Genomic DNA, 20,627 nt, shown 5'->3' with positions numbered 1-20,627 from the left:
AGAGACTGACTGATGCCGAAGACGAAAATGGTCGACCGCGAAACGCTGCCCTACCGTCCCTGTGTCGGGCTGATGATCCTCAATGGCGAGGGCCTGGTCTGGGTCGGGCATCGCATTGCCGAACCCGACAGCGAATTTGCCGGTACGACGCAGCTATGGCAAATGCCGCAAGGCGGCATCGACAAGGGTGAGGAACCGTTGCAGGCGGCCGAGCGCGAGCTTTATGAGGAGACCGGCATGCGCAGCGTCTCGCTGCTCGCCGAAGCGCCGGACTGGATCAATTACGACCTGCCGGACCATCTCGTCGGCATTGCCTTCAAGGGCCGGTACCGCGGCCAGACGCAGAAATGGTTCGCCTTCCGCTTCCATGGCGAGAGCAGCGAAATCCAGATCAATCCGCCGCCCGGCGGCCACACCGCCGAATTCGACAAATGGTCGTGGCGGACGATGCAGGACCTGCCCGACCTGATCGTGCCGTTCAAGCGCAAGGTCTATGAAGACGTGGTGGCGGCGTTCAGCCATCTGGCGCGGTAATCGCGCGTCGAGGTTGCCGCGTTGGTGCGAGGGTCGTATTGATGGCCGATGCAATGAGGGTCGCCATGAACGACGCCGTCAACCGGTCCGCTGCGAAAACCGTCACCGGTTGGCCGGTCAGCGAAGCGGCGGCCGGAGCGATCCTGACGATCGATCTCGGCGCGGTCCGTGAAAACTACCGGCGGCTGAAGGCGCGGCTGGGCGGCGTGGCCTGCGCCGGCGTGGTCAAGGCCAATGGCTACGGCCTCGGCGCGGCCCAGGTGGCTGCGGCCCTGATCCGGGAAGGCTGCGACATCTTCTTTGTCGCGCTCCTGGCAGAAGGCGTTGCGCTGCGCAAGACGATCGGAACCGGACCGGACATCTACGTGCTGAACGGGCTGCCGCCGGGCTCCGAGCCGGAAGCGGTGGCGGCCGGGCTCTGCGCGGTCATCAACAGTGGCGCGCAGTTGAAAGCCTGGCGCGCGGCGGCGCACGATGCCGGTCGCCGGCTGCCGGCGGCCATCCAGGTCGACAGCGGCATGTCTCGGCTCGGCATGGCGCCGATCGAGGTCGAGGCGCTGGCCGGGGATAGCAGTGCGTTCGACGGCATCGACGTTAGATATGTCATGAGCCATCTGGCCTGCGCCGACGAGCCGCGCCATCCGGCCAACGAACAGCAGAGGCTGGCCTTTGAACGGCTGCGCGCCATGCTGCCTGAGGCGCCCGCCTCGCTCGCCAATTCTTCCGGCATCTTTCTCGGACCGTCCTATCAGCACGATCTCGCTCGGCCGGGAGCGGCGCTCTACGGCATCAACCCGACGCCCGGCGAGCCCAATCCGATGCTGCCCGTGGTGTGGCTGCAGGCCAAGGTGGCGCAGACGCGCCGCGTCGAAAAGGGCGCCGGCATCGGCTATGGCCACAGCTATCACGCGGACGCTCCGCTGGGCCTGGCGACGATTTCGTTCGGCTATGCGGATGGCTGGCTGCGCCGCTCCGCTTCGGCGGGCTGGTTCGAAGGCGTGCGCCTGCCTTTCCTCGGGCGTGTGTCGATGGATTCGATCATTCTCGACATATCGGCCCTGCCGCCCGGCAGGCTGCGCGAGGGTGATCTGGTCGAGTTGCTCGGTCCCTCGCAGAGCGTCGACGACGCCGCCGGCCATGCCGGCACCATCGGCTATGAAATCCTGGCCAGTCTCGGCCCGCGCTTTCACCGCCGCTATGTCGGCGGTTGAGCGGTTTGGCCGCGCTTGACAAGCGTGCGCCTGTCGGCAAGGTTCGGGGCATGAGCAACCTCGCCTACACCAGAACCTTGTTCAGGGTCTGCCCGATCGCGGGATCGTAGCCCCGGCGCGGCCGCCTTCCGGCGTCCGTCCGTATCGGGGCATCCATACATCCAAAACCGCCATCAAACCGTACAGCCCTTCGTGGCTGCCGGCTTCATAACGCCGCCGTCAGTGCGGTGGCAAGCGCGCATCCATTCGATGCGCCGATCCAAGAGGTTTGCCATGCAACATGCAACAGGACTTCGTCCGCCAAGCCGAATTCTGATCAGCGACACCGACCATGACAGGTTGACCGGCCTGGCGAGAGCCTTGCTCGACCGCGCCCCGGAGACGGCCGAGGAACTGCTCTTCGAAATGGACCGCGCCATCGTCACGGACGCGGCGGCGATGCCGGCCGACGTGGTGCGTATGGGTTCGATCGTGACGGTCCGCGGCGAAGGCGGGGAGGCCCAGCGCATCATGCTGGTCTATCCCGGCGAAGCCGACATTGCCGAAAACAGGATCTCGGTGCTGACGCCGATGGGAACGGCGCTCATCGGGGCGGCGATCGGGCAGGCGGTGTGCTGGAGCAGTCGTGGCGGCCGTGAACTGTCGGTGACGGTCGAGGCCGTCGACACGCCGGCCTCCGGCGCGCAGCGGCGCTGATCGTGGAGGCGGTGATGAAAAGCACGAATTGCTGCCTGACGACGAAGGACCGCGCCGTCCTCGAAATCATGCTGGAGCGCCGGCGCGCATTCGCGGACCCGATCGTGCAGATGCTCGAACACAAGCTTTCAAGCGCCGATATCGTCCCGATCGATTCGGTCGGCCCCGATATCGTCACGCTGAACAGCAGGGTGGTGTTCAGCGTCGATGCCGGTCACGCCGAGACGCGCACCCTGGTGCAGAACGAGGTGCGCGGACCGGTGGGCTCCAGCCTGTCGGTGGCAACCAGGCGTGGGCTGTGCATGCTTGGCATGGCGCAGGGCCAAGCGGCTTCGATCGAGCATGTCGACGGCCGGCGGGAGTCGATCCTGATCAAGGCCGTGCTCTACCAGCCGGAGGCTGCCCGGCGCGCGGTCAGGCAGAAAGACCGGACCGACGGGCGGCGACCGCACGGGCTCACTCTCGTCTACAGCGCCGCGGACGATTGGCGACCTCTTGGCGAGACGGCCGGAATGCGGCAGACAGAAGATGACGACCCCGGTCCCTCGGCGGCGTGAATGGGCAACAGCGCACGGTTCTCGAAAATCGGCATCGATTTTCATTTGGGATCATGCGCAAATCGAGAAATGCGGTGGCGTCCACGGGCGTCCTGAGGACGCGCGGCGCGGCAAGGAGTGAACGATGCAGATCATGGTGCTGGGCGGCGGCGTCATTGGGGTGACCACGGCCTATTATCTTGCCGAGGCCGGTCACGAGGTGACGGTGCTCGACCGCCAGAAAGGCCCGGCGCTGGAAACCAGTTTCGCCAATGCCGGCGAGATTTCGCCCGGCTATGCCTCGCCCTGGGCCGGGCCCGGCATTCCGCTGAAGGCGATCAAATGGCTGTTGATGAAGCATGGCCCGCTAGTGGTGCGGCCGGCCTTCGATCCGCATATGTGGACCTGGCTGGTCAAGATGCTGCGCAACTGCACCGCGGAGCGCTATGCCCTCAACAAGTCGCGCATGGTGCCGCTGGCCGAATACAGCCGCGACACGCTGAAGGCGCTGCGCGAGGCGACCGGCATCACCTATGACGAGCGCAGCCGGGGCACGCTGCAGCTGTTTCGCACGCAAAAACAGCTCGACGGCACCGGTGGCGATGTCGATGTGCTGAAGAAATATGGCGTGCCCTACGAGATCCTCGACCAGGACGGCTGCATCGCGGCGGAGCCGGCGCTGGCCGGCGTGCGCGAGAAATTCGTCGGCGGGCTCAGGCTGCCGCATGACGAGACCGGCGACTGCAAGATGTTCACCGAGAAACTGGCCGAGCTCTGCGTGGCGCGCGGCGTCAAGTTCGAATACGACACGACGATCTGGCGCGTCCTGCGCAGCCGCAACCGCATTGCCAATATCAGCACCAGCAAGGGGTTCAAGGCCTCCGAAGCCTATGTGATGGCGCTGGGCAGCTACTCGGCCGGCTTCATGCGCCGGATGAAGCGGTCGGTCCCGGTCTATCCGGTCAAGGGCTATTCGATCACCGTGCCGATCAAGGATGCCGCCCTGGCGCCGGTGTCGACAGTGATGGACGAAACCTACAAGGTGGCGATCACCCGGCTGGGCGACCGCATCCGCGTCGGCGGTACGGCCGAGATTTCAGGCTTCGATCTCAGGCTGCACGAATCGCGGCGGCGCACGCTCGAACATTCGGTCGGCGATCTCTTTCCGGGCGCCGGCGCCATGCGCGAGGCGACCTTCTGGTGCGGCCTGCGGCCGATGACGCCGGACGGGCCGCCGCTGATCGGCCGCACCGAGCTTTCCAATCTCTTCCTCAACACCGGCCATGGCACGCTCGGTTGGACCATGGCGTGCGGCTCTGCCAAGGTGCTGGCCGACATCATGTCGAACAAGGTGCCCGACATCGATGCCCGAGCGCTGGCTCAGGAGCGCTACCTGAAATAGGCGCGGCGCGGGAAGATCAGAACGCCTGCCTGACCCAAGCCTCGTCGAACAGCAGCCGATAGGCCCAAGGGATCGTCACGTTGGCGGCGACCGGGTTCGAGTGGGCGAGATAGTCGTCATAGATCGGCTTCATCCTGACGTAGAAGGCGGGATCGAGCACCATCATGCCGTTCTCTGAATCGTGGAAGAAGCTGCGGTTGTTGAGATTGACCGAGGAGATGGCGACCAGCCTTTCGTCGATCATCATGATCTTGGAATGCAGCACCACGTCGGGCGCCTTGAACTCGCGGATGTTGATGCGGTCGCCATATTTCTCGACGAACAGCTTGTTGAGCGCAGTGAGGAACCTGCCGCCAATGTCGCCCTTGAGGTCGATGCGGCCGACAATGTCGATCTTGACGCCGCGGGCGAGCGCCCGGTCGAAGGCCTGGGTGAGGCTCGGCGTCAGATTGAGGTAGGGGTTTACGATCTGGATATGGTGGCGGGCGGCGTCGACCAGTTCGACGAAATAGTCCTCCAGCGCATGGTCGTCCTCATAGGGCACGGAAATGAAATGCCGGGCATTGCCCTGGGGGTGGCCATCTCCACGGACCGGGATGGAGAAGGGGCGCGCCAGATTGGTGTCGGCGTCGCGCAACCATATCGTCGACAGATGCGCGGCGAGCGTCTCGACCGTCGCCCTGTCGGCGAACTCGATGTCGAAGTCGCTCCAGTTCGAATAGTAGTTCAGCGAAAAGCCATCGGTCTTACCGTATTGCTGCAGGTCCGGATAGCGCGACAGGTCGATCGGACTGTGGAACAGGAAACCGTCATGGATGTTGCGGCCGCCGATGATGACGCGCGAGCGCGCAGGGTCCAAAGCCAGCGTCGCCAGCATCTTGATATGATGGGTCTTGTGCATCTGTGAGATCTGCTCGTCGATCGGCGCGCCGTGATCGGCGCGCCAGCGGTATTCCTGCAATTCGACATTGGGGAACTCCGCCGCCAGCCGGTGCAGCATGGCGTCGTCCTTTTCGCGCTCCAGCACGTCCGTGACCAGGATGCGCACCTTGGTGCCAAGGGCGGCATGATGGCGGATCAGCCGCTCGATGATGCGGCCGGAAAAGTCGGCCTTGAATTCGAGCGACGACAGATAGATCAGCTTCAGCCTGGGCGCCCTGGAGAAATCGAGAGGCAGCTCCGGGTCGCCTTTGTCTATCGCCGCATCGGAAAGCGGTGCGCCCATCAGCGCCTCGACCTTGGCGTTGAAGCCGTCGCGCGACTTGCGCAGCAGCCGAGGCTCGCCGATTGGCAGGGCGCAGGTCTGCGACAGCCAGCGGCTGGCATAGAAGGCACGCTCAAGCGCGTCGAGGCCGGCTCTGTCGGGGACCGGGCAGCGCTCGTAGCGGCTGTCGAAGCTGGCGAGTGAGGGATCCGCGGCCTCTTCGCGCCGGATGGTGAGCGGCGCGCCGGCCGGGGCAAGGCTGGAGCGGACCCTTGCCGTGCAGCGGTTCAGGCTGTCGCTTGGAAACAGGCTGACCGTGTCGTCCTCACCCGACAGGCGGAAGCGAAATGCCGCGCCGACGGCGATGGTGCGCGCGGCGCCGGCGGCGCGGATCGCCAACGCGCCGTCGCAAGTAGCCTCGATCTCAGCCGGCTGCTCGCCGGCCTGGCGCACGACGATCTCGGTACTGCGCGCCTGCAGGCCGGAGAAATCGAAACTCTTGGGTGACGAGGGCCGCGCCGCCGCGTCGATGTAGAGCGTCTGCCGCGAGACCCGCCAGCGTCCGTCGAAACGACCCTCGCCGCTGCCGCCATTGGCCGGCGGCAGATGCGTCCTGGTGACCGGTCCGGCCAGTTGCTGCAGCTTCGAATAGGTCGCCTGAAAGTCGCTGTTCCGTACGTCGCGGCGGTTGCGCCCGAACGGGCCGGTGCCGTTGGCGCGGTCCATGGCGCCAAGCTGATTGTGGGCGAGCAGCGCCAGGAAGCGCCTTTCGTAGTCGCTGGCGCCGGCGTCGCCAAAAAACTGCGACGCGGCGACCTGCGGCGCAGGCATGCTTGCTGACAGCCAGGGCCGCGCACAGGCCGCCTCTCCCGGCAGGAGATCGCAGGCATCGCGGCCTGTTCCGGCACAACCGGCAAGGGCGATCAGCCCGAACAGGGCAAGGATGACAAATGCGTGGCGATTCACCCGGTGGCTCCGGCCTTCATGGCGCTCAACTGAGCCGGGTCGCGCGGCGGCATGAAGCCTTGGGGAAACACCTTGCAGACGGGAATGGCGAAGGTAGCGATCAGCAATTCCGCCTCGCCGCGCATCTTGCGTGGCGCCGTCTTGTCATCACGGATCGCCCTGGCGGAGGCGACGAGCGCGCCGTCGCAATCGCAATGATCGTGGCGCGCGATGTAGCAGGCGTCGTGGGTCCGGCACACCGCGTCGAGGCGGTCGACCGGCCGGGCCGACAGATCGCCGGTGCGGGTGCCGGGGCCGCAATAATTGCCGAAGACGAAAGGCGAGGGGCGCGCCATGGCGTAGCGGATCGGCTTGGGCAGTTCGGCTTCCGGCACTTTTGCCCACGGGTTGGCGCAGGCCGAAACGAAAATCAGCGGCAGGATGGCAAGAACGGCTCGCATGTCTATCCGCGCCAGCTTTCTGAACGATATTCCCACCCGGCGACCTGCCCGTGGTCGGCGCTGCACGCCTGATGCCACAGTGGCCGGTTTTGTGGCAAGGAAAAGGCGTCGCCTATTGACCGATCCTGATATATCGTGGCGGCACAATCTGCCCATGGCGCCACCTGCGCCTCACATTCGCGAGCGGTGATGCGTATCTGCTTCCTGGTTACGGCCGTCGGATTTCTATTCTGCGCAACAGCGGCCAATGCCGCCGACAAGACCGTCCACGACCGGGAAAATGGGTTCGCACTAACCTTTCCACCGGAATGGATCAATGAGCCGCCTTCCGGGGAAGCGATGCGGCTGAGCGTGCAATCCCCCGATCGGACCGTTACCTGCATGGTGTCGACGTCGCTTTACGATGCATCCGCACCGGATTCTCCGTCCGATCCGAGCAAGTTCATCGAGGGCTGGTCCATGGAAACATGGAAGATGATGATGGGCAAATCGTTCAGCACAGCCGATTTCAGCAATGACAAGCTTGCAAGGTTTCCCGACGGCTACCCTGTGCGACTTGCCGATCTGGATTTTACGGTTGTCGACAACGGTGTTCGCGTGCACGGCCATTCCAGATTTGCGTTCTCGTTGCGGGGAGCGCGCTATGGCTATGTCAATTGCAGCGTGATGAGCGAGAGCGCCGAGCAGGTGGAGCAGATGTGGGCGCCACTGGCGGACAAGGCCGAGCATGTCGTGAATTCGTTCGTTCTCGACCCACCTTGAACAGCGCATCGCGTCTGCCGGTTTGCGAAATCAGGCAAAGAGGCCCCGCTCCCGTTCCACCGCCTTGGTGATGAAACCGGCGACGATCTGGATGCGGCGCAGCGGCCTGACCGATTCGTGATAGACCAGCCAGTAGGCGCGGCGGATGGGCGCCACCATGTCGACAGCCACCAGTTCCGGCATCGACCGCGCGACGAAGGTGTGCAGGATGCCGATGCCGGCGCCCGAGCGCACCGCTTCGGCCTGGCCGAGCGCCGAGGAGATGGCGAAGCTGGTGCGCCAGTCCGCGCTGAATTCGGCCGCGTAGTCGAGCGAAGGGCTGACGATGAGATCGGGTACATAGCCGATGAGTGTGTGCCGGCCGAGTTCGGCTGCGGTTTTGGGCAGGCCATTGGCATCGGCATAGGCGCGCGAGGCAAACAGGCCCAGCGAATAATCGACCAGCTTTCCCGCCACCAGCCGGCCCTCGGTCGGCCGCTCGACGGTGATGGCGATGTCGGCCTCGCGTCGGGACAGGGAGAAGGAGCGCGGCACCGGCACGAGCTGGATCGTCAGTTCGCGATGCAGCGCGGTCAGTTCGCCGAGGCGCCTGGCCAGGAAGGCGACGCCGAACCCGTCCGGCGCGCCGATGCGCACGGTGCCGGAGATATCGTCGCCTTCGCCTGATATGGTCGAGCGCGCGGCGATCATGTCGCTCTCCATGCGCTCGGCAATATCAAGGAATCGCTCGCCGGCCGGCGTCAGTTCGCTGCCGGTGGTCAGCCGGCGGAAGAGCTTCGTGCGCAGCGCTTCCTCGAGCGCTGCGATGCGGCGCGAGACTGTGGCGTGGTTCAGCTCCAGCCGCCGGGCGGCGCCGAGGATCTGGCCGGCGCGTGCCACGGCGAGAAAGATGCGGACGTCATCCCAGTTCATGGGAATCCCCAGGAGATATCTTGTCGTCATTCATTTGCGAGAATTGATGCTCGCCCGTCAACCGATATCTAATTTTCGCACAACGGTTGCGTTCTCCCTCGCGTTGCCTTCGCCACCGCAAAGGCGGACAATGCGCCATCACAAACAAGGGAGAGATATCATGATCGAATACGGTCATTTCATCGGCGGCAAGCGTGTCGCCGGCACCAGCGGCCGCAAGCAGGACGTCATGCAGCCGATGGACGGCTCCGTGCGCGGCACGGTGGCGCTGGCCTCGCAGGCGGAACTGCGCGCGGCGGTCGAGGATGCCAAGGCGGCGCAGCCGAAATGGGCCGCCACCAACCCACAGCGCCGCGTGCGCGTGCTGATGAAATTCCTCGAACTGGTCGCCCGCGATTATGACGAACTGGCCGACATTCTGGCGCGCGAGCACGGCAAGACCATCGCCGACGCCAAGGGCGACATTCAGCGCGGCCTGGAGGTGGTCGAAGTCTGCATCGGTGCGCCGCACATGATGAAGGGCGAATTCACCGATGGCGCCGGCCCCGGCATCGACGTCTATTCGATGCGCCAGCCGCTCGGCGTCGTCGCCGGCATCACGCCGTTCAATTTCCCGGCGATGATCCCGCTGTGGAAGATCGCGCCGGCGATCGCCTGCGGCAATGCCTTCATTCTGAAACCGTCGGAGCGTGATCCGGGCGTGCCGATCCGCATCGCCGAACTGTTCCTCGAGGCCGGCCTGCCCGCCGGCATTCTCAACGTCGTCAACGGCGACAAGGAAGTCGTCGACGCCATCCTCGACGATCCCGACATCAAGGCCGTCGGCTTTGTCGGCTCGACGCCGATCGCCCACTACATCTATTCGCGCGGCACCGCGGCGGGCAAGCGGGTGCAGTGCTTCGGCGGCGCCAAGAACCACATGATCATCATGCCCGACGCCGACATGGACCAGACCGTCGACGCGCTGATCGGCGCCGGCTACGGCTCGGCCGGCGAGCGCTGCATGGCGATCTCGGTGGCTGTCCCGGTCGGCAACGACACCGCCAACCGGCTGATGGAAAAGCTGGTGCCGCGCGTCGAGAGCCTGAAGGTCGGCCCGTCGACGGATTCGGCCGCCGATTTCGGCCCGCTGGTGACGGCTCAGGCGCTGGAGCGCGTGAAAGGTTACGTCGATACCGGCGTCAAGGAAGGCGCCACGCTGGTCGTCGATGGCCGCGGCTTCAAGATGCAGGGCTATGAGAACGGCTACTATATGGGCGGCTGCCTGTTCGACAACGTCACGGCGGACATGCGCATCTACAAGGAAGAAATCTTCGGGCCGGTGCTCTCGGTGGTTCGTGCTCCGACCTATGAGAGCGCGATCAAGCTCGCCAACGACCATGAGATGGGCAATGGCGTCGCCATCTTCACCCGCGACGGCGACGCCGCGCGTGACTTTGCAAGCCGTGTCCAGGTCGGCATGGTCGGCGTCAACGTGCCGATCCCGGTGCCGATCGCCTATTACACGTTCGGCGGCTGGAAGGCGTCGTCCTTCGGCGACCTCAACCAGCACGGCCCGGACGCCTTCCGCTTCTACACCAAGACCAAGACGGTGACCTCGCGCTGGCCGTCCGGCATCAAGGACGGTGCGGAATTCGTCATCCCGACGATGAACTGAGCTGACGGTTTTCTTGCTTGCGCGCCTCTCGCCCTCGGCGGCGGGCGCGCGGCAACATATCCGACATCGAAGGCCCGGGCTGCATGCCCGGGCCTTTTCGTTGTGGTCGCGGCGTTATCCGCCAAATCGCTAATGTGATGGAACCAAGCGGGCGCCATACGTCTTACGCTGTATCCTGCAGCGCTTGCAGGCCAATCAACAGCGCCGGTAGCAGCTGGGGTTTTGCGTCTGGCGCAGGGAGGTCTCAGATGACACGAGGTCTTGTGGCGACGATGATCTTGATGTCGCTTGCGATATCAGCCGGTGCGGCGCAGGCGAATGCGGCTGGACAATGCGCACCGCGGGCCGATCTGATCAAGGCACTTGGCGAGAAGTTCCATGAGATCGAGGCCGGGCGTGGCCTGATCAATTCCAGCGTGGTTCTCGAGGTCTTTGTTTCCGAGCAAGGCAGTTGGACCGTTCTGGCCTCCGATACCAAGGGCCAGAGCTGCATACTGTCCGTCGGTGAAGGCTGGGACAGTACAATGATGAAAGCGGCCCTGCCGGGTGCTTGAGCGACCCGGCGCGTTCGCGGCCCCTCGGCAGGTCACGCCGTGACGGCAGGCCCTTTTTGCAGCGGTCTGAGTGTGGCTTGTTTTCAGATCGGGGCCTCACCATATCGATTCCAGGGAAATGATAAAATTCCCTGACGACAGACCGGAAACCAGAAGGAGTGACGTGATGAAGACGTCGAATCCGGCCTGGAGCGTCCCGGTGTATTGAGGCTGCCCCATGTGCCTCCCTTTGCCGGAACGCCAAGGCGAAGGAGGTGCCAAATGGCACACAAATTTTCGTTTCGATGGATCAGGATAGCCGCGATCGGCGCCGTGCTGGCGTTGTCGACGCTATCGGCGCAGGCGCAATTTATCTGCGGCGGCCACAGTGACCTTGTCACGGGACTGGCGCAGGCCTTTGAACAAAAGCAGATCGGCTACGGTGTGGTCGGGCAATCCGCCATTGTGGAGATCTATGTCTCGGCAAGCGGGACCTGGTCGATGCTGGTGACCGACGTGCAGGGTCGAAGCTGCATTTTCGCGACCGGTGAGGGATGGGAGAATACCGCCATCGCCGCCGCGCGAGGGATTTGATCGCCCGATCAGCGTGTCGCGGCGACCTCGGCATGGCCGCGCAGCAGCGCCATCAGCCGCTTGGCATCCTTGGCGGCTGCATCCTCGTCGCCGTCGAGGATCGAGCGGATCAGCGCGACGTGATGCTCGGCTGACTCGGCGAGGCCCGTGTCCGCCTTGTAGCGGAACCAGAAGCGGCGGCTGTGGGTCTGCAGCGGCGCCGCCAGCCGCGCGGCGAAGGGGTTGTCGGCGGCCATGGCCAGCGCCTCGTCGAGCGCCTTGTCGGCCTGGATGAAGGCAAGCACATTGCCCGAGATGACCGCCTTCTGCATGGCGAGCGCCGCCTCGTGAAACAGGTCGGCCGCCTCGCGGGTGACGAAGCGGGCGGCCGAACGGGCCAGCACCACCTCGACACCGCGCCGGGCGTCGAGCACGCGCAGCCAGTCGCCGGGATGCAGCGGCGCGATCGCGATGCCGGCGCGCGGCCTGACATCAAGCAGCCCTTCCCAGGCCAGCCGCTGGATCGCCTCGCGCACCGGCGTGCGGCCGAGGTCCAGCTTCTCGATAAGCGCCCCCTCGGTGACAAAGCTCGACGGCGCCAGTTCCAGCGTGACGATCATATGCTCGAGCACGCGATAGGCCCTGGCCGCCGCCGGCTCGGAGGTCATGGTTGTTTCCATGGATATCAAAGGCGATCTCCTGATATATTCTAAATATATCATAACGGATTCCGCATTGACAGCGAGTTTCTTAACAGATATACGACTGATATATCAGATGGAGACACGACTATGTGGACCGGAGTTTTCCCCGCCGTCACGACCAAATTCACCGCCGACGACCGGCTCGACCATGCCGAAATGGAGCGCTGCTTCGGCCTGCAGATGGAGGCCGGTTGCGATGGCATCATCGTCTGCGGCTCGCTTGGCGAAGGGCCGATGCTGTCGCCTGACGAGAAGATCGAGGTGCTGAAGACAGCGCAGAAAGTCGCCGGCAAGAAGCCGGTACTGCTGACCGTCAATGAGGCGGGCACCCGTGAGGCCGCCGCTATTGCCAGGCGCGCCGCCAGGGAAGGCGCCGATGGCCTGATGGTGGTGCCGAGCCCGATCTACCACACCAATGCGGAAGAGACCGTCGCGGCGCTGCGCGCGGTCGCCGAGGCCGGCGACCTGCCGGTCATGATCTACTCCAACCGGCTCGCCTATCGCGTCGACGTCACCGTCGACCAGATGGAGGAGTTGGCGTCGGACAAGCGCTTCGTCGCCATCAAGGAATCCTCCGACGATATCAGGCGCTCGACGGAGATCATCAACCGGCTTGGCGACCGCTACGATCTGTTCACCGGTGTCGACAATCTTGCTTTCGAGGCGCTGTCGGTCGGCGCCATCGGCTGGGTGGCCGGCCTGGTCACCGCCTTCCCGCGCGAAACCGTCGCCATCTTCCAGCTGATGAAGCAGGGCCGCCGCGAGGAGGCGCTCGCCATCTACCGCTGGTTCCGGCCACTGCTCGACCTCGACGTCTCGACCTATCTGGTACAGAACATCAAGCTTGCCGAAGTGCTGGCAATCGATACCAATGACCGCGTGCGCATGCCACGCCAGCCGCTGTCGGGCGAGCGCCGCAAGGCGGTCGAGAAGATCATACGGGATGCGCTGGCGGCGCGGCCGAAGCTGCCTTCGCTCCAGACGTCTCCTCTATCGGCGGACAGACTGGTGGCAGCCGAATAAGGGACAGCATCGACGTGCCAGGAAATCCCAAATTGCCGGAACAGGAGCAGCGCTCCGCCGCTGGGGCACCTTCTCCGCGTGAACGGGGAGAAGGGAAAGATATCGCCATTGTCGGCGGTGGCATTATCGGCATCTGTGCCGCGGCCTTCCTCGCCGAGGCGGGGCGCGGCGTAACGATCTTCGACCGTACCGGCATCTGCGAGGAGACGAGCTCCGGCAATGCGGCCGCCTTCGCCTTCTCGGACGTGCTGCCGCTGGCGCACAAGGGCATGATCAAGCACCTGCCGAAATGGCTGGCCGATCCGCTCGGCCCGCTCAGCATTCCGCCCGCCTACCTGCCGCGGCTTCTGCCGTGGCTGATCCGCTTCTGGCGCGCCGGCGCGCCGGCGAAATACGAAGCCAGCCTCGCCGCCCAGGCCGGCATGATGAAGCTCGCCGAAACCGAATGGATGGGGCTGCTCGATCGTTGCGGCGCGCGGCCGATGCTGCGCGAGGACGGCTCGCTGGAGCTCTACGAGAGCGAAGCCGAGTTCCAAGCCTCGCTGTCCGGCTGGGCCGCGCGCGAGCGCTTCGGCATCGGCTTTCGCCATGTCGAGGGTGAAGGCCTGGCGGGTCTGCAGCCGGGCCTCTCCCCGCGCTTCATCAAGGGCACCTTCGTGCCGGGCTGGAAGACGGTCGCCGATCCAAAGCTGCTCGGCAAGGCGGTGTGGGCTTACGCCGAGGCCAGGGGTGCCCGCTTCGAAAGGGCTGGGATCGACCGGATCGCGGCGGACCAGCATGGCGTGAGGCTGACGCTGGCCGACGGCACGACCAGGCAGGCAAGGCACCTGATCGTCGCCGCCGGCGCCTGGTCGCACCTCCTGGCACAGCAGCTTGGCGACCGCATTCCGCTGGAGACCGAGCGCGGCTACAACACGACGCTGCCCAAAAGCGCCTTCGATGTGAAGCGGCAGCTGATCTTCTCCGGCCATGGCTTCGTCATCACGCCGCTGGAGACGGGCCTGCGCGTCGGCGGCGCCGTCGAACTCGGCGGCATAGAGCGGCCGCCCAATTTCAACAGATCGAAGGCGCTCCTGCAGAAGGCGCAGCAGTTCCTGCCCGGGCTCAATCCCTCGGGCGGGCGCGAATGGATGGGGTTCCGGCCCTCGCTGCCGGATTCGGTGCCCGTCATCGGCAAGGCATCGGGAAGCCGGCCGGTCGTCTATGCCTTCGGCCACGGCCATCTCGGCCTGACCCAGGCCGCGGCGACCGGACGGTTGATCCGGGAAATCATCCTGGGGCAGGTTGCGTCTGTTGATCTCGCCCCCTTCAGTCCACAACGGTTTTGAATTTTCGAGGAACGACATGGCCAAGAAATCCTTCTTCTGCATCGACGGCCACACATGCGGCAATCCGGTGCGGCTGGTCGCCGGCGGCGGCCCGCTGCTCGAGGGCTCGACAATGATGGAACGGCGCGCGCATTTCCTTGCCGAATATGACTGGATCCGCACCGGGCTGATGTTCGAGCCGCGCGGCCATGACGTGATGTCGGGTTCGATCCTCTATCCGCCGACGCGCGAGGATTGCGACATCGCCATTCTGTTCATCGAGACCTCCGGCTGCCTGCCGATGTGCGGCCACGGCACCATCGGCACGGTGACGATGGCCATCGAACACGGGCTGATCAAGCCGAAGACGCCGGGTGTGCTGAGGCTCGATACGCCAGCCGGGCTGGTCATCGCCGAATACAAACAGGTCGGCGAATATGTCGAAGAGGTGCGCATCACCAATGTGCCGTCGTTCCTCCATGCCGAAGGTTTGACGGTCGAATGTCCCGGGCTCGGCGAGATCACCGTCGATGTCGCCTATGGCGGCAATTTCTACGCCATCGTCGAGCCGCAGGAGAACTACCTCGACATGGCGGATCATTCCGCCGGCGACCTCATCGCCTGGAGCCCGGTGGTGCGGCAGCGCCTCAACGAGAAGTATTCCTTCGTGCATCCGGAGAACCCCGGCATCAACAGACTGTCGCACATGTTGTGGACCGGCAAGCCGACGGTGGAAGGGGCCGACGCCCGCAACGCCGTATTCTATGGCGACAAGGCGATCGACCGCTCACCGTGCGGCACCGGCACCTCGGCGCGCATGGCGCAGCTCCATGCCAAGGGCAAGCTCAAGGCAGGCGACGCCTTCGTGCATGAATCGATCATCGGTTCGCTGTTCAAGGGCAAGGTCGAAAAGGAGATCACCGTGGCGGGCAGACCGGCGATCATTCCTTCGATCGGCGGCTGGGCGCGGATGACCGGACTGAACACGATCTTCATCGACGACCGCGATCCGTTCGCGCATGGTTTCGTGGTCAAGTGAGGAGAATCCTGACGCCGCGGAAAGGAGTGTGACGAAAAGACCAACCTTGTCAGGAACGCAACGATTCCTCTTGTCACCTAATTTTGACGATGATTTCTTCGAAACGGGGCGCATGATACGGCCGAATCGTCAAAGACATTGCGTTATGCCAATGATAGGGTCCGCGATAGTCCAGGGGTCGGGTGCAGAAAACGGGCGGTCGGAACGACGTGAATCGGAAACACGCGGGGCGGTCAAAAAAATCACGTTGCAATCCGGGCTCGAAACTTTACGACTAGGGGAAATACGAAAAGGAATGCGTCTGCATGGGCGACATTCCAGGGGAGCCACGTACACATGCAGTATTTTGTCCAGCAGCTTATCAACGGGCTGACGCTGGGATCGATCTATGGGCTGATCGCAATCGGCTACACGATGGTCTACGGCATCATCGGCATGATCAACTTCGCCCACGGCGACATTTTCATGGTGGGCGCCTTCACGGCGCTGATCGTCTTCCTCATCCTCGGCGCGCTGTTCTATTCGGTGCCCGTGGTCATCGCTCTGCTGGTCATGATGATCGTGGCGATGCTGCTGACCAGCCTCTACAACTGGACGATCGAGAAGGTGGCCTACCGGCCGCTGCGCGGTTCGTTCCGGCTGGCGCCGCTGATCACCGCCATCGGCATGTCGATCGCGCTGTCGAACTTCGTCCAGGTGACGCAAGGTCCGCGCAACAAGCCGATCCCGCCGATGGTCAGCCAAGTCTACAACATCGACGGCGTCAGCGTGTCGCTGAAGCAGATCATCATCGTCATCGTCACCGCGCTGCTCCTGGTGGTGTTCTGGTACCTGGTCAACAGGACCTCGCTTGGCCGGGCGCAACGCGCCTGCGAGCAGGATCGCAAGATGGCCGCACTGCTCGGCATCGACGTCGACCGCACCATCTCGATCACCTTCATCATGGGTGCCTCGCTTGCCGCCGTCGCCGGTACGCTGTTCCTGATGTACTATGGCGTGGTGGCTTTCTCCGACGGTTTTGTGCCGGGTGTGAAGGCATTCACCGCGGCGGTGCTTGGCGGCATCGGCTCGTTGCCGGGCGCCGTGCTCGGCGGGCTGCTGATCGGCTTCATCGAGAGCATGTGGTCGGCCTATTTCTCGATCGACTACAAGGACGTCGCGGCGTTCTCGATCCTGGCCATTGTGCTGATCTTCCTGCCTTCCGGCATATTGGGCCGGCCTGAAGTCGAAAAGGTCTGAGATCATGGCCGTGACCGTATCTCGCGAGAGCGACAGCGTCGCCACCCCCACCCAACGCGCGCTTAAGGAAGCGTTCTATGCCGGCGCCATCGCGCTTGGCCTGTTCGTGCTGTTCATCGGGCTGAAGACCGGTCAGAACATGTCCAATGAACTGGTCCTGACTCAGCGCTGGGGCCTGCTCGCCGCCGTGGTGATCGCCACGGCCGTCGGCCGTTTCCTCTATGTCGCCTATGGCCAGCCCTTCATGGCCAACCAAAAGATCGCCAACGTCGCCACCGGTCTGTTGCCGGCCAGCGTGGGGTCACGGTTCTTCACGCTGCCGGCCTTCATCGTGGCTGTCGTCGCGGCGGTGCTGCTGTTCGTGTTCAACAGCTCCCTCGCCGGATGGGTGGGAGCAGAACCGGCCGGCTATCTGCAATTCCTGCGCGCCCTGGCGGTCATCTATCTGCTGGCTTGCGTGATCTACTACTTCCGCGCCTTCATCCATGCCAACTTCACCAAATTGGGCATCACCGCGCTGGTGCTGTACCCGATCCTCGTGGTCGCGGTGCTGTCGCTGAACGCATGGTCGATTGCTGGAGGGCTGCAGGGCTCGCTGAAATGGGTCGACAATTTCGGCATCCAGATCCTGATCTATGTGATGCTGGCCTGGGGACTGAACATCGTCGTTGGCCTCGCCGGCCTGCTCGACCTCGGTTACGTCGCCTTTTATGCACTTGGCGCCTATGCCTATGCGCTTCTTGCCACGCATTACGGCCTGTCGTTCTGGATCCTGCTGCCGGCTGCGGGCTGCATGGCCGCCCTGTGGGGGGTGCTGCTCGGCTTCCCCGTGCTGCGCCTGCGTGGCGATTATCTGGCGATCGTGACGCTCGCCTTCGGCGAGATCATCCGCCTGGTGCTGATCAACTGGCGCGACGTCACCAACGGGTCGGCTGGTATCTCCGGCATTCCCAAGGTTTCCTTCTTCGGCCTGATGACCTTCAACGTGTCGGACCCCAACTACATTGCCAAGGTTCTGCATCTGGCGACATCGAGCGCCTACTACAAGATCTTCCTCTACTATCTGATCCTCGGCCTGTGCCTGCTTACCGCCTTCGTCACCATCAGGCTGCGCCGTCTGCCGGTCGGCCGCGCCTGGGAAGCCTTGCGTGAGGACGAGATCGCCTGCCGCTCGCTCGGCATCAACACCACCACCACCAAGCTGACCGCCTTCGCCACCGGCGCCATGTTCGGTGGCTTCGCCGGCTCGTTCTTCGCCGCGCGGCAAGGCTTCGTCAGCCCGGAATCCTTCGTTTTCCTGGAATCGGCCATCATCCTCGCCATCGTCGTTCTCGGCGGCATGGGCTCGCTGGTCGGCATCGCGGTCGCCGCGATGGTGATGATCGGCGGCACCGAGGCGCTGCGCGAACTCGATTTCCTCAAGCAGATCTTCGGGCCGGACTTCACCCCCGAACTCTACCGCATGCTTCTGTTCGGCATGGCCATGGTCATCGTCATGCTGTGGAAGCCGCGCGGCTTCGTCGGCAGTCGTGAACCGACCGCCTTCCTCAAAGAGCGAAGGGCTGTCTCAAGCTCCTTCACCAAGGAGGGCCACGGCTGATGAACGCGACCACGCAAATGAACGACGCCATCCTGCAGGTCGAACATCTGTCGATGAAGTTCGGCGGGCTGGTCGCCATCGGCGACCTCTCCTTCACAGCCAGACGCGGCGAGATCACGGCGCTGATCGGGCCTAACGGCGCCGGCAAGACCACCGTGTTCAACTGCATCACCGGCTTCTACAAGCCGTCCGAAGGCATGATCACGCTCAACCGTTCGGACGGCTCGACCTATCTCTTGGAACGGCTGCCCAACCATGAGATCCCGGCGCGCGCCAAGGTGGCGCGCACCTTCCAGAACATCCGCCTGTTCTCGGGCATGACGCTGCTGGAGAACCTTCTGGTTGCCCAGCACAACAAGCTGATGAAGGCCTCGGGCTATACGGTGCTCGGCCTGTTCGGCTTCAGCGGTTACCGCAAGGCATCGGCAGAGTCGATGGACCTGGCCAGGCATTGGCTGGAGAAGGCCGATCTCGTCGATCGCGCCGACGATCCGGCCGGCGATCTGCCCTATGGCGCGCAGCGGCGCCTCGAGATCGCGCGTGCCATGTGCACGGGTCCGGAACTTCTGTGCCTCGACGAGCCGGCGGCCGGCCTCAACCCGAAGGAATCGGCGGCACTCAACGAGCTCTTGATGGACATCAAGAACAACACCGGCACCTCGATCCTGCTGATCGAGCACGACATGTCGGTGGTCATGCAGATTTCCGACCATGTCGTGGTGCTGGAGTATGGCCGCAAGATCTCCGACGGCAATCCGCAGTCGGTGCGCACCGATCCACGCGTCATCGCCGCCTATCTCGGCGTCGACGACGAGGAGGTCGAGACCGTGCTGACCGAAGTCGGCGACGAGGACGTCATCGAGCAACTCGACATTGGGCCGGATGCCGCACATGGCCCGGGGACATCGTCGTCATACCTGGCCGGACCCGTGACCGACACCGTCGGACACAGCGATGGCGAGCGCGTCACGGTGTCGAAAGGCGCCTCGAAGGCGGCACAGGTCGATGCCCGCGCGGCTACCGTGGCGAGTAAACCCGTCGCAAAACCGGCCGCGCCGGCCAAGCCGGCGGCGAAAGCGGCACCGAAGAAAACGGCCGCCAAGGCGCCCGCGGCAAAGGCCGAAGGCATTTCGAACCGCCTCGCCGCCCCTCGTGGCGGCAAGGCCGACAACCTGACCCGCATCAAGGGCATCGGCACGGTCAACGAGAAGAAGCTCAACGAGCACGGCATCTTCCACTTCGACCAGATCGGCGCCTGGAAGAAGGCCGATGTCGAGGCTGCCGAAGCCTATCTCGCCTTTGACGGACGCATTGCGCGCGAGGAATGGGTCAAGCAGGCCAAGCTGCTCGGTCAGGGCAAAGACACGGAATTCTCGCGCCGCGTCGACGCCGGCAAGGTGGCGACCAGCCATGCTTCCGCCAAGACTACCGGTGCGGCCAAGCCTGTGTCGGGCAAGCGTGGAGGGGGCAAATAATGGCCAGGACAACGCTGCTCGATATCAAGGGCGTGGAGACCTATTACGGCAACATCCGGGCGCTGAACGGCGTCGATGTCACCGTCAAGGAGGGCGAGATCGTGGCGCTGATCGGCGCCAACGGCGCCGGCAAATCGACGCTGATGATGACCATTTTCGGCGCTCCCCGCGCCCGCACGGGGACCATCACCTTCGCCGGCACCGACATCACCCAGTTGCCGACGCACGAGATCGCCCGCATGCGCATCGCCCAGTCACCCGAAGGCCGGCGCATCTTCCCGCGCATGACGGTGATGGAAAACCTGCAGATGGGCGCCAGCCTCGACAACCTCAAACACTATGACGAGGACGTCGAGAAGGTGTTCGCGCTGTTCCCGCGGCTCAAGGAGCGCATCGCGCAGCGCGGCGGCACGCTGTCGGGCGGCGAGCAGCAGATGCTGTCGATTGGACGCGCGCTGATGGCGCGGCCGAAGCTGCTTCTGCTCGACGAGCCGTCGCTGGGCCTGGCGCCACTGATCGTCAAGCAGATCTTCGATGCCATCCGCGAGCTGAACCGCACGCAAGGGCTGACCGTGTTCCTGGTCGAGCAGAACGCGTTCGGCGCGCTGAAGCTCGCCACGCGCGGCTACGTCATGGTCAACGGCAATGTGACGATGAGCGGCACCGGCAAGGAACTGCTCGCCAATCCGGAAGTGCGCGCCGCCTATCTCGAAGGCGGACATCACTGAGTTTGGAGCGGAATGTGCATCCGGTATCCCGCTCCAACTTGTTTGTTTGTCGCATGATCCTTGTCCGAAAAGTCTGCAACTTTTCG

At 64.2% G+C, this 20,627-nt stretch carries 20 protein-coding genes; 16 read left to right on the top strand and 4 right to left on the bottom strand.

Going from position 1 to position 20,627, the window contains the following annotated elements:
* Window positions 1-12: 12 nt before the first annotated feature.
* From CK228_RS28275 to CK228_RS28255, 5 genes are all read left to right on the top strand, one after another.
* Window positions 13-534, top strand: a complete 522-nt coding sequence (locus CK228_RS28275; protein WP_095789936.1) for an RNA pyrophosphohydrolase — start codon at window positions 13-15, stop codon at window positions 532-534.
* 65 nt (window positions 535-599) lie between these two features.
* Window positions 600-1,745, top strand: coding sequence for an alanine racemase (gene alr, locus CK228_RS28270; protein ID WP_095789954.1), 1,146 nt, complete (start codon window positions 600-602; stop codon window positions 1,743-1,745).
* Between the two features lie 273 nt (window positions 1,746-2,018).
* Window positions 2,019-2,441, top strand: coding sequence for a nucleoside diphosphate kinase regulator (gene rnk, locus CK228_RS28265; protein WP_095789935.1), 423 nt, complete (start codon window positions 2,019-2,021; stop codon window positions 2,439-2,441).
* 14 nt (window positions 2,442-2,455) lie between these two features.
* Window positions 2,456-2,998 carry a nucleoside-diphosphate kinase gene (locus CK228_RS28260; protein ID WP_095789953.1) on the top strand — a complete coding sequence of 181 codons (543 nt, stop codon included), beginning with the start codon at window positions 2,456-2,458 and terminating at the stop codon, window positions 2,996-2,998.
* A 124-nt stretch (window positions 2,999-3,122) separates the two neighbouring features.
* Complete coding sequence (locus CK228_RS28255; protein WP_095771999.1) at window positions 3,123-4,379, top strand: D-amino acid dehydrogenase; 1,257 nt, start codon at window positions 3,123-3,125, stop codon at window positions 4,377-4,379.
* 16 nt (window positions 4,380-4,395) lie between these two features.
* On the opposite strand, the gene CK228_RS28250 is transcribed toward CK228_RS28255, so the two are convergent.
* Both CK228_RS28250 and CK228_RS28245 read right to left on the bottom strand, forming a co-directional pair.
* Window positions 4,396-6,549, bottom strand: coding sequence for a phosphatidylserine/phosphatidylglycerophosphate/cardiolipin synthase family protein (locus CK228_RS28250; RefSeq protein ID WP_095789934.1), 2,154 nt, complete (start codon window positions 6,547-6,549; stop codon window positions 4,396-4,398).
* Window positions 6,546-6,989 carry a hypothetical protein gene (locus CK228_RS28245; RefSeq protein ID WP_095789933.1) on the bottom strand — a complete coding sequence of 148 codons (444 nt, stop codon included), beginning with the start codon at window positions 6,987-6,989 and terminating at the stop codon, window positions 6,546-6,548. Before CK228_RS28245 ends, CK228_RS28250 begins: the two co-directional genes overlap by 4 nt.
* A 189-nt stretch (window positions 6,990-7,178) precedes the next feature.
* On the opposite strand from CK228_RS28245, the gene CK228_RS28240 reads away from it, so the two are divergent.
* Window positions 7,179-7,751 (top strand): hypothetical protein, encoded by a 573-nt coding sequence (locus CK228_RS28240; protein WP_095789932.1) that lies wholly within the window; start codon window positions 7,179-7,181, stop codon window positions 7,749-7,751.
* A 30-nt stretch (window positions 7,752-7,781) separates the two neighbouring features.
* On the opposite strand, the gene CK228_RS28235 is transcribed toward CK228_RS28240, so the two are convergent.
* Window positions 7,782-8,663, bottom strand: coding sequence for a LysR family transcriptional regulator (locus CK228_RS28235; protein ID WP_095789931.1), 882 nt, complete (start codon window positions 8,661-8,663; stop codon window positions 7,782-7,784).
* A gap of 160 nt (window positions 8,664-8,823) precedes the next feature.
* Here CK228_RS28235 and CK228_RS28230 point away from each other — a divergent pair, with 160 nt between their 5' ends.
* The 3 genes from CK228_RS28230 (at window position 8,824) to CK228_RS28220 (ending at window position 11,447) form a co-directional block, all read left to right on the top strand.
* The gene (locus CK228_RS28230; protein ID WP_095789930.1) at window positions 8,824-10,320 is read left to right on the top strand and encodes a CoA-acylating methylmalonate-semialdehyde dehydrogenase; all 1,497 of its coding nucleotides are present in this window, start codon (window positions 8,824-8,826) and stop codon (window positions 10,318-10,320) included.
* Window positions 10,321-10,568: 248 nt separating this feature from the next.
* Window positions 10,569-10,874 carry a hypothetical protein gene (locus CK228_RS28225; RefSeq protein ID WP_095772005.1) on the top strand — a complete coding sequence of 102 codons (306 nt, stop codon included), beginning with the start codon at window positions 10,569-10,571 and terminating at the stop codon, window positions 10,872-10,874.
* Window positions 10,875-11,135: 261 nt separating this feature from the next.
* The gene (locus tag CK228_RS28220; RefSeq protein ID WP_095789929.1) at window positions 11,136-11,447 is read left to right on the top strand and encodes a hypothetical protein; all 312 of its coding nucleotides are present in this window, start codon (window positions 11,136-11,138) and stop codon (window positions 11,445-11,447) included.
* An 8-nt stretch (window positions 11,448-11,455) separates the two neighbouring features.
* Here CK228_RS28220 and CK228_RS28215 read toward each other — a convergent pair whose 3' ends face one another.
* The gene (locus tag CK228_RS28215; RefSeq protein WP_179296071.1) at window positions 11,456-12,148 is read right to left on the bottom strand and encodes a GntR family transcriptional regulator; all 693 of its coding nucleotides are present in this window, start codon (window positions 12,146-12,148) and stop codon (window positions 11,456-11,458) included.
* Window positions 12,149-12,217: 69 nt separating this feature from the next.
* On the opposite strand from CK228_RS28215, the gene CK228_RS28210 reads away from it, so the two are divergent.
* The 7 genes from CK228_RS28210 (at window position 12,218) to CK228_RS28180 (ending at window position 20,541) form a co-directional block, all read left to right on the top strand.
* Window positions 12,218-13,153 (top strand): dihydrodipicolinate synthase family protein, encoded by a 936-nt coding sequence (locus CK228_RS28210; protein ID WP_095789927.1) that lies wholly within the window; start codon window positions 12,218-12,220, stop codon window positions 13,151-13,153.
* A 14-nt stretch (window positions 13,154-13,167) separates the two neighbouring features.
* The gene (locus CK228_RS28205; protein ID WP_179296070.1) at window positions 13,168-14,481 is read left to right on the top strand and encodes an FAD-binding oxidoreductase; all 1,314 of its coding nucleotides are present in this window, start codon (window positions 13,168-13,170) and stop codon (window positions 14,479-14,481) included.
* 16 nt (window positions 14,482-14,497) lie between these two features.
* On the top strand, window positions 14,498-15,499 hold the full coding sequence (locus CK228_RS28200) for a 4-hydroxyproline epimerase (protein ID WP_095789926.1): 1,002 nt from the start codon (window positions 14,498-14,500) through the stop codon (window positions 15,497-15,499).
* Between the two features lie 336 nt (window positions 15,500-15,835).
* Complete coding sequence (locus CK228_RS28195) at window positions 15,836-16,738, top strand: branched-chain amino acid ABC transporter permease LivH (protein ID WP_095772009.1); 903 nt, start codon at window positions 15,836-15,838, stop codon at window positions 16,736-16,738.
* Window positions 16,739-16,742: 4 nt separating this feature from the next.
* Window positions 16,743-18,338, top strand: coding sequence for a high-affinity branched-chain amino acid ABC transporter permease LivM (gene livM / locus CK228_RS28190; protein ID WP_095789925.1), 1,596 nt, complete (start codon window positions 16,743-16,745; stop codon window positions 18,336-18,338).
* Window positions 18,338-19,813 carry an ATP-binding cassette domain-containing protein gene (locus CK228_RS28185; RefSeq protein WP_095789924.1) on the top strand — a complete coding sequence of 492 codons (1,476 nt, stop codon included), beginning with the start codon at window positions 18,338-18,340 and terminating at the stop codon, window positions 19,811-19,813. Before livM ends, CK228_RS28185 begins: the two co-directional genes overlap by 1 nt.
* Entirely contained in the window at window positions 19,813-20,541 is a 729-nt protein-coding gene (locus tag CK228_RS28180) for an ABC transporter ATP-binding protein (protein WP_095772012.1), read from the top strand. Before CK228_RS28185 ends, CK228_RS28180 begins: the two co-directional genes overlap by 1 nt.
* Window positions 20,542-20,627: the final 86 nt, after the last annotated feature.

Origin of the sequence: Mesorhizobium sp. WSM4312, assembly GCF_002294875.1 — a bacterium.
GTDB lineage: Bacteria > Pseudomonadota > Alphaproteobacteria > Rhizobiales > Rhizobiaceae > Mesorhizobium.
Note: the sequence above shows the minus strand (reverse complement) of the source record. Positions and strands in the feature narration are given on the sequence as shown.